This is a genomic window from Streptomyces sp. R-07 (assembly GCF_049913175.1).
GTDB lineage: Bacteria > Actinomycetota > Actinomycetes > Streptomycetales > Streptomycetaceae > Streptomyces.
This window is the reverse complement of the sequence record NZ_CP183978.1, coordinates 3,198,586-3,212,188: the sequence shown is the minus strand read 5'-3', so window position 1 is coordinate 3,212,188 and position 13,603 is coordinate 3,198,586. Positions and strand designations below refer to the sequence as shown.

At 73.1% G+C, this 13,603-nt stretch carries 11 protein-coding genes; 8 read left to right on the top strand and 3 right to left on the bottom strand.

Translation table 11 applies throughout. The features are described from left to right. On the bottom strand, positions 1-972 hold the full coding sequence (locus ACN9M0_RS14445) for a hypothetical protein (RefSeq protein WP_426403704.1): 972 nt from the start codon (positions 970-972) through the stop codon (positions 1-3). 486 nt (positions 973-1,458) lie between these two features. Between ACN9M0_RS14445 and ACN9M0_RS14440 the strand changes: the two genes are divergently transcribed. Next, positions 1,459-2,751: an acyltransferase family protein gene (locus ACN9M0_RS14440; RefSeq protein ID WP_426403703.1), complete on the top strand. Its 1,293-nt coding sequence runs from the start codon at positions 1,459-1,461 to the stop codon at positions 2,749-2,751. Here the strand turns inward: ACN9M0_RS14440 and ACN9M0_RS14435 are convergent. Next, positions 2,738-3,157, bottom strand: coding sequence for a PIN domain-containing protein (locus tag ACN9M0_RS14435; RefSeq protein WP_426403702.1), 420 nt, complete (start codon positions 3,155-3,157; stop codon positions 2,738-2,740). The two genes, ACN9M0_RS14440 and ACN9M0_RS14435, sit on opposite strands and share 14 nt — an antisense overlap. After that, positions 3,154-3,426 carry a CopG family transcriptional regulator gene (locus tag ACN9M0_RS14430; protein WP_426403701.1) on the bottom strand — a complete coding sequence of 91 codons (273 nt, stop codon included), beginning with the start codon at positions 3,424-3,426 and terminating at the stop codon, positions 3,154-3,156. The genes ACN9M0_RS14435 and ACN9M0_RS14430 overlap by 4 nt, the downstream gene beginning before the upstream one ends. A 93-nt stretch (positions 3,427-3,519) precedes the next feature. On the opposite strand from ACN9M0_RS14430, the gene ACN9M0_RS14425 reads away from it, so the two are divergent. The 7 genes from ACN9M0_RS14425 (at position 3,520) to galK (ending at position 13,376) form a co-directional block, all read left to right on the top strand. Further along, positions 3,520-5,325 carry an ABC-F family ATP-binding cassette domain-containing protein gene (locus ACN9M0_RS14425; protein WP_426403700.1) on the top strand — a complete coding sequence of 602 codons (1,806 nt, stop codon included), beginning with the start codon at positions 3,520-3,522 and terminating at the stop codon, positions 5,323-5,325. A gap of 138 nt (positions 5,326-5,463) precedes the next feature. Further along, a complete protein-coding gene (locus ACN9M0_RS14420) occupies positions 5,464-7,362 on the top strand; it encodes a PQQ-binding-like beta-propeller repeat protein (RefSeq protein WP_426403699.1) in 1,899 nt (632 codons plus the stop codon). A gap of 13 nt (positions 7,363-7,375) precedes the next feature. Then, entirely contained in the window at positions 7,376-9,274 is a 1,899-nt protein-coding gene (locus ACN9M0_RS14415; RefSeq protein ID WP_366039194.1) for a PQQ-binding-like beta-propeller repeat protein, read from the top strand. A 142-nt stretch (positions 9,275-9,416) separates the two neighbouring features. Next, positions 9,417-10,100: a helix-turn-helix transcriptional regulator gene (locus ACN9M0_RS14410; protein WP_366039195.1), complete on the top strand. Its 684-nt coding sequence runs from the start codon at positions 9,417-9,419 to the stop codon at positions 10,098-10,100. A 116-nt stretch (positions 10,101-10,216) separates the two neighbouring features. Continuing rightward, the gene (galT, locus tag ACN9M0_RS14405; protein ID WP_426403698.1) at positions 10,217-11,260 is read left to right on the top strand and encodes a galactose-1-phosphate uridylyltransferase; all 1,044 of its coding nucleotides are present in this window, start codon (positions 10,217-10,219) and stop codon (positions 11,258-11,260) included. Then, on the top strand, positions 11,257-12,240 hold the full coding sequence (galE, locus tag ACN9M0_RS14400) for a UDP-glucose 4-epimerase GalE (RefSeq protein WP_426403697.1): 984 nt from the start codon (positions 11,257-11,259) through the stop codon (positions 12,238-12,240). The genes galT and galE overlap by 4 nt, the downstream gene beginning before the upstream one ends. Beyond that, positions 12,237-13,376, top strand: coding sequence for a galactokinase (gene galK / locus ACN9M0_RS14395; RefSeq protein WP_399698689.1), 1,140 nt, complete (start codon positions 12,237-12,239; stop codon positions 13,374-13,376). Before galE ends, galK begins: the two co-directional genes overlap by 4 nt. Positions 13,377-13,603 lie beyond the last annotated feature (227 nt).

Here is a 13,603-nt window from a genome sequence, read left to right as displayed (position 1 = left end):
CTACAGCTTGTTCTTGGAGATCCTGGCCAGGAGCAGGTTCGGGTCAGGGTCCGTGGTGTCGAAGAAGGCCGAGCTGTTCACGTAGACGGTCTTCGCGCGCACGGCCACGGAGGTCGGGTTGTCGAGCCCGTCCGCCGCGGTGAGCACCGTCTTGTGCGTGCCGTCCGGGCGGACGAGCTCCAGCAGGTTGGCCGAGTTGAGCGCGGCGAGGGCCGTGTCGCCGTGGCCGGTGAACGCGAAGTCGTCGATGCCGTCGAGCCCGGTGGCCCTGGTCTCGATCGGGCCGGCGGTGTCGTCCTGCCCGAACGGGATGCGGAGCAGCGTGCCCTGGGCGGTGTTGGACACCCAGACGGCGCCGTCGTGGAGCTTGAGGCCGTTGGCGCCGAAGGGGAGCTCCGGGGACGGCGCGAGGGCCGCGCCCGAGGCCCAGACGGCGGGGTCTCCGCCGTCCAGCGGGATGCTCCACACCTCGCCCCGGGCCGAATCGGCGGCGTAGAGGGTGCTGCACTTCTCGTCGAGGGCGATGCCGTTGGGGAACGCGTCGGCCGGCAGCTGGGCGATCTGCTCCGGTGCGCCGCCGCCGGGGACGACACGCCAGATGCCGGTCTCGGCCGTGCCGGTGGCGTAGGCGACGTACAGGGTGCCGTCGTGGGCGCGTGCGATCCCGAGGGCGACGGCCGCGCCGATGTTCGGCGTCTGCGGGTTCGCCACCTCGGGGAGCGTGGCGACGATCGTCGTGGTGCCGTCCTTGGCGACGCGGGCGACCTGATGGGCGAACGCGAAGGTGATGTCGGCGGAGCCGTCGGGTTCGAGGGCGATGTTCTCCGGGGTCTGACCGGTGGCGAAGTCGAAGTGGGCGACGATGCGCGGGTCCGACACGGTGGGATCGACCGCCGACGCGGGGCCGGCGGCGAGCACGGTGAGGGCGGCGGTGGCGGTGGCGACGGCGGCCAGACGGGGAAGGCGGCGCATGAGCCTCTCCTCGGGAATCGGTGACATGGGACGACCATGGCGACCCACCGCCCCGGCAGCGGTGCAGCCCCGCCCGGGCGTCGCCCGCGTGGCCGACGGCATGGGGCCGGTTGGCACTGCGGACGACCGGCGTCGGGCCGGCGCACGCCCACGGGCCGGTCTCGTGCCCATGGGCCGGCGCGCGCCCATGGGCCGGCGTCGCGCCCACGGGCACCGCGCCCACCGGCTGGCGTCGCGCCCACCGGCCGGTCTCGCGCCCACCGGCTGGCGTCGCGCCCACGGGCCGGTCTCGTGCCCATGGGCCGGCGCGCGCCCATGGGCCGGCGTCGCGCCCACGGGCATCGCGCCCACCGGCCGGCGTCGCGCCCACCGGCGTCGCGCCGGGCGGCCGGCCCTGCGCCCGGCGGGCGCCCCGCCCCGTACTCAGCCGCCGGTTGAGTACCCGCGCCCTGTCGCCCCGTGGGGCCCGCGCGGGACCGTGCCCGTATGGGAATCAGCGCGCGTGAACTCGCCGCCGCCACGCCGGCGACGCGGGACCGGTACGTCGATCTGCTCCGGGTCGCCTCGCTCGCGGTCGTGGTCCTCGGCCACTGGCTGATGGCGGCGGTCGGCGGGGACGGGCAGGTGGGGAACCTGCTCGCCGTGGTGCCGGAACTGCAGGTGGTGACCTGGGTGTTCCAGGTGATGCCGGTGTTCTTCTTCGTCGGCGGGTTCTCGCACGCCCTCGCCCACCGCTCGCGCCCGCGGTACGCGGCGTTCCTGCGGGCCCGGCTCCAGCGGCTGCTGCGGCCGACGATGGTGTTCGTCGGGGTGTGGGGCGCGGCCGCCCTGGTGCTCCAGTCGTCCGGCGGGGACGGGGGGCTCACCGGGGTCGCGCTGCGGCTCGTCACACAGCCGCTGTGGTTCATCGGGATCTACCTGGCGATGGTGGCCTTCACCCCGCCGCTGCTGCGGCTGCACGAGCGGTGGGGCTGGGGCGCGTTCGGCGCGCTCGTGGGCGGGGCGGTCGCGGTGGACGTGCTGCGGTTCGCGGCGGACGTCCCCTTCGTCGAGTTCCTGAACTTCGCGTTCGTGTGGCTCGCGGTCCACCAGCTCGGCTTCCTCCGCGCCGACGGCATGATCCGCCGCCCGGCCCTCCTCGCCGGCGCGGGCCTGGTCGGCGCGACCGCGCTCGTCGCCCTCGGGCCGTACCCCCTGTCGATGGTGGGGATGCCCGGCGAGAAGGTGTCGAACATGGCCCCGCCGACCCTCGCCCTGCTCTGCCACGGCCTGTGGCTGGTCGGCGCGGTCGAGCTCCTGAAGGGCCCGGGGGCGCGGCTCGTCGCCCGCGCGGGGGTGTGGCGGGCGGTGGTCGCCGCCAACGGCATCGCGATGACGGCGTTCCTGTGGCACCTGACGGCCATGCTCGGTGTGTACGGGGCGATGCTCGGGTCCGGTCTCGAGCTCCCGGCCCCGGCCTCGGCCGCCTGGTGGGTCCAGGTGCCGCCGAGGTTCCTCGCGGCGGCCGTGCTCACGGCCCTGCTCGTCGCCGTCTTCCGCCGCTTCGAGGCCCCGGTCCCGGCCGCCCCGGCGACCGACGGCGGCGGGCCCCTCGCCGCCCTCGGCATCACCCTCGCGCTCTTCGGCGTCCTGGGCCTGTCCCTGACGGGCTTCGCCGGGCTCCTCGACGGTCACACGGCGACCCTGATCGCCGTCCCCGTCACCGCCCCGGCGGCCGTCGGCCTGGCCCTGGCGGGCTGGCTGCTGGTGGAGCGGGCGGGGAGGATCAGATCGCGATGACGGTCGCCCGGCGGCCACAGAGGGCCAAGAGGTCCTCGGGGTCCGAGGTCAGTACCGTGACGGGGCCGGGCGCCGTGAGGGCCGTCGCGGCGACCATCGCGTCGATGGCGTACTTGTGCCCGTGCAGCCCGGTCTCGGCGAGGAGGGCTGCCGCGCGGCGGGCCACGGCGTCCGTCACGGGCTCGACGACGAGACGGGACAGGGTCCATTCCAGGGCCGCGCGGTTGATCCGCGGGTGCATCACCTCCACCAGTGTGGCCGCGCTGGTCACGACCCGCAGGTCGTCCGCCCGGGCCAGGGCCAGCCAGCCGGTGACGCCGCGGTCGCGCGACACAGCCTTGGCGAGTCCTTCGCTGTCGAGCACGAGCGTGCCGCCGGGGACGGCCTCGGCACGAGGAGGGGTCACGCCGCGCTCGCCTCGCCCGGCGTCGCGCCGCCCTGCTCCTCGCGTGCGCGCCTCAGCTGGTCGCGCCGGGCCTGGATCTCCTCGTCGGTGACGGGGCCGTGCTCGGCCTCGGCCACCGCGATGAGCTCGTTGAGGTCGTCCCGCTCGATCTGCCGGGCGACCGCCGCGGCGACGTAGGCCGAGAGCCCGGACGGGCCACCGCGCGCGCGTGCGGCCTCGGCGACGTCCCGGGGCATGCTGATCGAGTACTTCTGAGTAGGCTCGCTCATACTCCTCATGCTACCGCTCATGCCACCCGTCCGTGGGGGAGGATGCGGCGACGTACCCTGGGACGTCGATCGATCCCCCGTACAGGAGTCAACGTGGCCGTCAACCTGGTCAATGTCGAGGCCGTCAGCAAGGTGTACGGCACCCGTGCCCTGCTCGACGGAGTCTCGCTCGGGGTCTCCGAAGGGGACCGGATCGGGGTGGTCGGACGCAACGGCGACGGCAAGACCACCCTCATCCGCATGCTCGCCAAGCTGGAGGAGGCCGACACCGGCCGCGTCACCCACAGCGGCGGGCTCCGCCTCGGGGTGCTCACCCAGCACGACTCCCTCGACCCGAAGGCCACCATCCGGCACGAGGTCATCGGCGTCATGGCCGACCACGAGTGGGCGGGCAGCGCCAAGATCCGCGACGTGCTCACCGGACTCTTCGGCGGGCTCGGCCTGCCCGGCTTCGAACAGGGCCTCGACACCGTCATCGGCCCGCTCTCCGGTGGCGAGCGCCGCCGCATCGCGCTCGCCAAGCTCCTCATCGAGGACCAGGACCTGCTCGTCCTCGACGAGCCCACCAACCACCTCGACGTCGAGGGCATCGCCTGGCTCGCCAAGCACCTCCAGGAGCGCCGCTCCGCGCTCGTCTGCGTCACCCACGACCGCTGGTTCCTCGACCAGGTCTGCACCCGCATGTGGGACGTGCAGCGCGGTGACGTGCACGAGTACGAGGGCGGCTACTCCGACTACGTCTTCGCCCGTGCCGAGCGCGAGCGGATCGCCGCCACGGAGGAGACCAAGCGGCAGAACCTGATGCGCAAGGAGCTGGCCTGGCTGCGGCGCGGCGCCCCCGCCCGTACGTCCAAGCCGCGCTACCGCATCGAGGCCGCGAACGAACTGATCGCCGACGTGCCGCCGCCGCGCGACACCAGCGAGCTGATGAAGTTCGCCAACGCCCGCCTCGGCAAGACGGTCTTCGACCTGGAGGACGTGACCGTCACCGCCGGACCCAAGGAGCTGCTCAAGCACCTCACCTGGCAGCTCGGGCCCGGCGACCGCATCGGCCTCGTCGGCGTCAACGGCGCCGGCAAGACCTCACTCCTGCGGGCTCTCGCCGATGCGGCCGTCAGCCAGGGCGAGAAGCAGCCCGCCGCCGGGAAGATCGTCGTCGGCAAGACCGTCCGGCTCGCTTACCTCTCGCAGGACGTCACCGAACTCCCCGCCACGCTGCGCGTCCTGGAGGCCGTGCAGCAGATCCGCGACCGTGTCGACCTCGGCAAGGGCCGTGAGATGACGGCCGGACAGCTCTGCGAGCAGTTCGGCTTCAGCAAGGAGAAGCAGTGGACGCCGGTCGGTGACCTCTCCGGTGGCGAGCGCCGCCGTCTCCAGCTGCTGCGCCTGCTGATGGACGAGCCGAACGTCCTCTTCCTCGACGAGCCCACCAACGACCTCGACATCGAGACCCTGACGCAGCTCGAGGACCTCCTCGACGGCTGGCCGGGCTCCATGGTCGTCATCTCCCACGACCGGTTCTTCCTCGAGCGCACCACGGACCGGACGTTCGCGCTGCTCGGCGACCGGGCCCTGCGGATGCTGCCGCGCGGCATCGACGAGTACCTGGAGCGGCGCCGGAAGATGATCGAGGCGTCGGTCCCGGCGCCCGCCGCCGCGCCCGCGCAGCAGAAGGCGGGCGTCTCCGCCTCCGATACCCGCGCCGCGAAGAAGGAGCTGCAGAAGGTCGAGCGGCAGCTCGACAAGCTCTCCGACAAGGAGACGAAGCTGCACGCGCAGATCGCCGACAACGCCACCGATTTCGAGAAGGTGGCGAAGCTCGACGCGGAGCTCCGGGAACTCGCGTCGGAGCGGGAGGAATTGGAGATGCGCTGGCTCGAACTGGCCGAGGACGCGTAGCCCTCCGCCGGGCCTGGACGCATAACGAGGGCATCACAGGCCGGTCCTCCCTTGGGTACAAGGGGCGGACCGGTCGCTTTTGTGTCATCGCGTGAGTGGTAGAAAGAAAACCCGTTCACGTCAAGGGGGAAACCGCTGATGACCCAGCCGCCCAGCAACCAGCCGCCGGGGGGCTTCGGAGCCCCTCAGGACCCGAACCAGGGTGCCGGCCAGAGCATGCCGCCCGTGCCGCCGGTCCCGCCGCAGGCACCGCAGACCCCGCCCGCGCCGCAGTCCCCGCCGCCCGCCGCGCCGGGACCGTACGGGCAGGCACCGCAGCCTGGTTACGGATACCCGCAGCAGCCGGGCCAGGCCCCGCAGCCCGGCCAGCCCCCGTACGGGCAGCCGGGCCAGCCCGCTCAGCCGCCGTACGGCCAGCCGCCGCAGGCCGGTCCGTACGGTCAGCCGGCGCCGCAGCCCTACGGCTACCCGCAGCAGGGCCAGCCGGGCCAGCCCGGCCCGTACGGTCAGCAGCAGAACCCCTACGGCGGCTACCCCACCCAGCCCGCGTACCCGGGCGGCCCGACCCCGCCCCAGGGCCCCGGTGGCGGCGGCCCGTTCAAGGGCAGGACCGGTGTGGTCGCCGGCGTGGCCGCCGCGGCCGTCCTGATCGCCGCCGTCACGACCTGGGCCGTCGTCGGCGGCGACGACGACAAGGACCCGGTCGCCAAGCCGACCGCCACGGCCACCTCCTCCTCCGGCGCCCCCAAGCCCACCGAGTCGGTGGACGAGGGCGACGGCACGGGCGACGGCCGCAACGGCGAGGACGACCTCAACGCGGGCCGCCAGGCCGGCGAGGCGAAGGTCGACTGGCTGCTCAAGAACAACGTGGACCTGCCCCGCAACGGCTCCGACGTCTTCGGCCCGTGGATCGTCGGCGACACCGTCGTCAAGGCGATGTACAAGGGCGTCGACGGCTACGGCCTGACCGACGGCAAGCCCAAGTGGCACGTCGACCTGCCGTTCGAGCTGTGCGCCGCCCCGCCGGAGCCGGGCGCCGACGGCTCCATGGTCTTCGGCTACGCCGAGAGCGCCAAGGACGGCGCCAAGTGCACCCAGCTCCAGAAGATCGACCTCAAGACCGGCAAGGCCGGCTGGAAGAAGGCCGTCCCGAAGGCCACGGGCCTGTTCGCCTTCTCCGACAACACCCTGTCCATCAGCGGCAACACGGTCACCGCGGCCGGCTCCAGCAGCGCGTACGGCTTCTCGATGACCGACGGCCGGCAGCTCTTCAAGGGCGCCACCACCGGCTGCAAGCCCTTCGCCTTCGCGGGCGGCAGCAAGCTGATCGCCGCCATGGACTGCCCGTCGGGCAGCACCACCAAGAAGATCCAGGCGGTCGGCCAGGTCGACCCCAACACCGGCAAGCCGAAGTTCACCTTCCAGCTGGAGGCGAACTGGGAGGTCGACAAGGTCTACTCGGTCGACCCGCTGGTCGTCTCGGCCACCCAGCGCGAGCAGAAGAAGTGGACCATCTTCGCGCTCGACGGCAACGGCAAGCTCCGCTCGCAGATCCAGGGCGGCAAGGACAAGTTCGCGCCCTCGTGCGGCGGCAGCTTCGTCATCTTCGGCAAGAACCTCCAGGGCTGCACGGGTGTCGCGGCCGACGCGAACACCTTCTACATGGCGACCGAGACCGGCTACGGCACGCCCAACGAGGTCGTCGCCTTCGACCTGAAGACCGGCAAGCAGAAGTGGCGCTCGAAGGCCCCCGGCGACCAGTCGATGACGCCGCTGCGCATGGAGGGCGGGCAGGTCCTGCTGTACGTGGACCCGTCGTACGACAAGGGCGGCGCCGTCGCCACCCTCGCCCCGACCGGCGGCGCGCCGAAGATCCTGCTCCAGCACCCGGCCTCGACCGCCGAGATCGAGAGCAGCTTCTACAGCGCGGGTTACGCCTACGGCAGCGGCACCTTCGTGGTGGCGGCCGGACGTGTGTCGGCGTCCAACGACAAGGACGAGATGCAGGTCAAGACGATGATGGCCTTCAGCAAGTGAGGTACACGGACCGATGACGCAGCCACCCCCGCCCCCGCCGAACCAACCGCCGGACCCGCAGGGAGGCTTCGGCGCCCCGACGCCTCCGCCGCCGCAGCAGCAGCCGGAGCCGGGCTACGGCTACCCGCAGCAGCCGGAGCCGGGTTACGGCTACCCGCAGCAGCCGCCGACCCAGGCCGACCAGGGTTACGGCTACCCGCAGCAGCCCCCGACCCAGCCCGACCAGGGCTACGGCCAGCCGCAGCAGCCGCCGGCGCCGCAGCAGCCGTACGGCTACCCGGCCGCGCCCCAGCAGCCCCAGCAGCAGCCGTACGGCGGCTACCAGCAGCCCCAGCAGCCGGGCCAGCCCCCGTACGGCTACCCGACGCAGCCTCAGCAGCCGCAGTACGGCGGCTACGCCCAGCCCACCCCGCCCCCGGCCCCCGGCGGCGGCAAGAAGCTGTCGGCGCAGCTGCAGATCGTCATCGCGGCCGTCGTCGCCGTCGTCCTGATCGTCGGCGTCGGCTTCTGGTACGCCAACTCCGACGGCGGTGACGAGGGCAACGAGGCCAAGGGCACGGGCGGCACCTCGCAGGGCTCCACGGGCGGTGGCGACACCGGCGGCAAGGGCCTCGGCGGCGGCGGCAAGGAGAAGCCGGCGGCCGACACCCAGGCGAAGATGGCCTTCCAGGTCGCCCAGCCGAAGGTCCCGGACGTCACCGACGTCTCCGGTTCCTGGATCACCGACAAGGCGTTCGTGAAGTCGGGCGTGAACTCGATCGTCGCCTACGACCTGGACAAGGGCAGCGTCCTGTGGACGCTGCCGCTGACCGGCCAGGTCTGCGGCGCCTCGCGCCACGTCACCGCCGACAACAAGGTGCCGATCCTCTTCGAGGCCACCAAGCGGGTCGCGCCGCGCTACTACCAGGCGTGCACCGAGGTCGGCCTGGTCGACCTGAACACCGGCAAGCTGCTGTGGTCCACCTCGGTCACCGGCGGCTCCGCCGGCGACCAGAAGGCCCGGTTCGGCGAGGTCACGCTCAGCGGGACGACCGTCGCGGCCGGCGGCACCGACGGAGGCGCCGCCTTCGACCTCGCCAACGGCAACCCGCGCTGGAAGCCGCAGGCCAACGACCAGGGCTGCTACGACCTGGGCTACGGCGGCGGCGAGGGCCTCGTCGCGGTCCGCAAGTGCGGGACGTACGACAGCCCGAGCGTGATGATCCAGAACCTCAACCCGACCACGGGCGCCCCGGTCTCGCAGTACAAGATGCCCGCCGGCGTGAAGTACGCCTCGGTCGTCTCCACCAAGCCGCTGGTCGTCGCGGCCGACGTCGGCGACACCGCCGGTGACGGCAGCGGCATCTCGGACTTCTTCTCGATCGACGAGAAGACCGGGAAGCTGAAGGCGAAGATCACGGCGGACGCCGACCAGTACGCGGCCCGCTGCCGCTCGACCAAGGTCGAGGCCTGCTCGCAGGCGCTCGTCGGCAACGGCCGGCTGTACGTGCCGACCGAGGAGCACGAGGGCAGCACCGGCGAGTACGGCGACGAGACCAACGAGATCATCGCCTTCGACCTCGCCACCGGGCGCACGGTGCCGGAGAAGGCCGACGCGGGCGACAAGTACACCTTCGTCCCGCTGCGGATGGACGGCGGCAACCTCATCGTCTACAAGGCCCCGCCCTACGACAAGGGCGGCCGGATCGTCTCGGTCGACGGCGGCACGATGAAGGAGACGCTGCTCCTGGAGAACCCGGCGGACAAGACGGTCCACAACGCCGAGAACAGCTTCAGCCTGAACGGCGCCGAACTCCTCTACGGGGACGGCCGGTTCTTCCTCTCGGAGACGATGGTCAGCAAGCCCCGGGAGTCGTCCTCGTCCAGTGACATCAAGGAGTACCTGATCGTCTCCTTCTCCGTCGGGCACTGACGACCCGCCAGACGGCCGTGGGCCCCTCCGGTGATCCGGAGGGGCCCACGCGCATGTCGGCGGCCGGGGCGGGGGAGCGTGTAGCTTGCCGGTTCGGGCCGCCGGGGCGTCCGGCCGGCCAGGTCGAGGGGGGATGACCGGGATGGGCGTACGCCTCGTGGTGGTGGACGACCACCGCCTGCTCGCGGAGGCGCTCGCCTCGGCGCTGAAGCTGCGCGGGCACCGGGTGCTCGCGGCGGCCGCGCCGGTGGCGGGGGCCGCGGAGCTGGTGGTGAGCCGGGCGCCGGAGGTCTGCCTCCTGGGCACCGCGGCGCCGGACGCGCCGGGAGCCTTCGACCCCGTCGTACGGATCAAGCGGGAGCGGCCGCAGGTGGCCGTGGTGGTGCTCGGCCCGGTGCCGTCGCCGCGCGGGATCGCGGCGGCGTTCGCGGCCGGGGCCTCGGGATACGTCCGGCACGACGAGCGCATCGAGGGCGTCGAGCGCGCCCTGGTGAAGGCCCGGGCGGGGGAGTCCGCGGTGGCGCCGCAGCTGCTCCAGGGGGCCTTCGCGGAGCTGCTCAACCCCTCGGCGCAGCCGGACGACGAGGCGCAGCAGTTGCTCCGGCTGCTGACGCAGCGGGAGGTGGAGGTCCTCGTGCGGGTCGCGGAGGGTGAGGACACCCGGCTGATCGCGGTGGGCATGGGGATCGCGCCGAGCACGGCCCGGACGCACGTCCAGCGGGTCCTGATGAAGCTCGGGGTCGGCTCGCGCCTGGAGGCGGCGGCGCTCGCGGCCCGTACGGGACTGCTCGACCGGGCGGTGCCGGGGCAGCGCGGCCCGCACTGAGGTGTCTCTTCGGCCCGGCCCGTCCGTGTGACGGGCCGGGCCTCGCCATTGACGCGTATGTTGGAATGTGATTCTTTGTGCGTGGTTCTGTTTGATCGCGCCCGGAGGGCACCCCCGTGAAGAAGACCGTCACCACGCTCGCCGACGGGCGCGAGCTGATCTACTACGACACCCGCGACGACACCGTCCGCACCGCCGTCGACCCCCGCCCCCTCACCCCCGTCGTCTCCCGCTCCGAGATCCGGTACGACGAGCTCACCGGCGACCCCGTCGCCGTCGCCTCGCACCGGCAGGCCCGCACCTACCACCCGCCGGCCGACGCCTGCCCGCTCTGCCCCGCCAAGGACGGCCACGAGAGCGAGATCCCGGAGGAGAGCTACGAGGTGGTGGTCTTCGAGAACCGCTTCCCCTCCCTCTCCGGCGGCGTCGGCCGCTGCGAGGTCGTCTGCTTCACCGACGACCACACGGACTCCTTCGCCGACCTCACCGAGGAGCGCGCCGCCCTCGTCCTCGACGCCTGGGCCGACCGGACCGCCGAACTCTCCGCCCTGCCCGGCGTCGAGCAGGTCTACTGCTTCGAGAACCGCGGCGCGGAGATCGGCGTCACCCTGCCCCACGCCCACGGCCAGATCTACGCCTTCCCGTACGTCACGCCCCGGACGGCCGCCGTGCGCCGCCGCGCGGACGAGCACCGGGCGGCCACCGGACGGAACCTCTTCGACGACCTCGTCGCCCGGGAGCAGGCCGACGGCGAGCGGGTGGTCCTGGAGACCGAGCACTGGATCGCCTTCGTGCCGTACGCCGCCCACTGGCCGTACGAGGTCCACCTCCACCCCAAGCGCCGGGTCCCCGACCTGCTCGCCCTGGACGCCGCGGCCCGCACAGAGTGCGCACAGGTCTACCTGGAACTCTTGAGGCGCTTCGACCGGATCTTCGGCCCGGACGAGCCGCCGACGCCCTACATCGCCGCCTGGCACCAGGCGCCGTTCACGGACGAGCGGCGCGAGGACCTCGGACTGCACCTGGAGCTTTTCACCGTCCGACGGGCCTCTGGCAAGCTGAAGTTCCTCGCGGGCACCGAGTCCGGCATGGGCGCGTTCATGAACGACGTACGGCCGGAGGACGCGGCCCGACGACTCCGAGAGGTGGCGAGCAAGTGACCACGGCAGCGAAGAAGTACCTGGTGACCGGAGGTGCCGGGTACGTGGGCAGCGTGGTCGCCGCCCACCTCCTGGAGCGGGGCCACCGGGTCACCGTCCTCGACGACCTCTCCACCGGCTTCGCCGAAGCCGTCCCCGACGGCGCCGAGTTCATCGAGGGCCGCATCCAGGACGCCGCGAAGTGGCTCGACGGCTCCTACGACGGCGTCCTGCACTTCGCCGCCTTCTCCCAGGTCGGCGAGTCCGTCGCCAGGCCCGAGAAGTACTGGGAGAACAACCTCGGCGGCACCATGGCCCTGCTCGCGGCCATGCGCGACGCCGGAGTCCGCAGGCTCGTCTTCTCCTCCACCGCCGCCACCTACGGCGAACCGGAGACCGTGCCGATCACCGAGACCGCGCCCACCGCGCCCACCAGCCCGTACGGGGCGAGCAAGCTGGCCGTCGACCACATGATCGGCGGGGAGTGCGCCGCCCACGGCCTGGCCGCCGTCTCGCTGCGCTACTTCAACGTGGCCGGGGCGTACGGCTCGCTCGGCGAGCGGCACGAGCCCGAGTCCCACCTGATCCCGCTCGTCCTCCAGGTCGCCCTGGGCCGGCGCGAGGCGATCTCCGTGTACGGCGAGGACTACCCGACCCCGGACGGCACCTGCGTCCGCGACTACATCCACGTCGCCGACCTCGCCGAGGCCCACCTCCTCGCGCTGGATGCCATGACCCCCGGCGAGCACCTCGTCTGCAACCTGGGCAACGGCAACGGCTTCTCCGTCCGCGAGGTCGTCGAGACCGTCCGCGAGGTCACCGGGCACCCGATCCCGGAGCTCACCGCCCCGCGCCGCCCCGGCGATCCGGCGGTCCTGGTCGCCTCCGCCGACGCCGCCCGCGAGCGGCTCGGCTGGACGCCGTCCCGCCCGGACCTGGCGGACGTCGTCGCCGACGCCTGGGCGTTCGCCCGTACCCGCCACGAGGAGGAGGGCGCATGAGCCTCGCCGCCGACTTCGAGGCGCTGTACGGCGCCGCGCCCGACGGAGTCTGGGCCGCCCCCGGGCGGGTCAACCTCATCGGGGAGTACACCGACTTCAACGACGGCTTCGTGCTGCCGCTCGCGCTGCCGCACACCACCGTCGCCGCCGTCTCCCGCCGCGACGACGGCGTCCTGCGCCTGCACTCCGCCGACATCGACGGCGGGATCGTCCAGCTGGACGTCGACGCCCTGGAGCCGCTCTCCGGCGGCGGCTGGGCGGCCTACCCGGCCGGTGTCGTCTGGGCGCTGCGGGAGGCCGGGCACCCGGTGGCCGGCGCCGACGTCCACCTCACCTCGACGGTGCCGACCGGCGCCGGGCTCTCCTCCTCGGCGGCCCTGGAGGTCGTCACCGCGCTCGCCCTGAACGACCTGTTCGGGCTCGGGCTCTCCCGCCCCGAACTCGCCCGGCTCGCCCAGCGCGCCGAGAACGCCTTCGTCGGCGTGCCCTGCGGGGTGATGGACCAGATGGCCTCCGCCTGCGCCGAGGAGGGGCACGCCCTCCACCTGGACACCCGGGACCTCTCGTACCGTCAGGTCCCCTTCGACCTGGCGAGCGAGGGGCTCCGGCTGCTCGTCGTCGACACCCGTGTGAAGCACGCGCTCGGGGACGGCGCGTACGCGGAGCGGCGCGCCGGGTGTGAAGCGGGTGCGCGGGCGCTCGGCGTACGCACCCTGCGCGAGGTGAGCGCCGCGCATCTACCGGAAGCGCTCGCACGTTTGAGCGACGAGACGATTCTGCGGTACGTGCGGCACGTCGTCTCCGACAACGCCCGGGTGGAGCGGACCATCGCCCTGCTCGACGCCGGCGCCACCCGTGCCGTCGGCCCGGTCCTCACCGAGGGCCACGCCTCCCTCCGCGACGACCTGCGGGTCTCCTGCCCCGAACTGGACCTCGTCGTCGAGGCGGCGAACGCGGCCGGGGCGCTCGGCGCCCGGATGACCGGCGGCGGCTTCGGCGGCTCGGCCGTCGTCCTGGTGGAGACCGAGCGCGCGGAGGCGGTGGCCGCCGCCGTCGGGAAGGCCTTCGCCGAGGCCGGATACGCGGCCCCGGGAATCTTCCCGGCCGTACCGGCGGCGGGCGCGCGCAGGCTCTGAACGACTCCCCCCGACCACCGCTCGCTTTCCCACGACTTCGGACAGTTCCGCGATTCGGCCCCCACCGCGGCGCCCCGCCCCTACTCTGAGGGGCAGCGCCGGTGGGGGCCGGTGCTGTTCAGGGGGCGTGACCCGTCGGGTACGGCGCCAGAAGCGGGGTAACAGTCAACGCACGGCGGCGGCCGTGCCTTCGACGGACCCGCCTCCGGCGCCGTACCCGCGTCGGT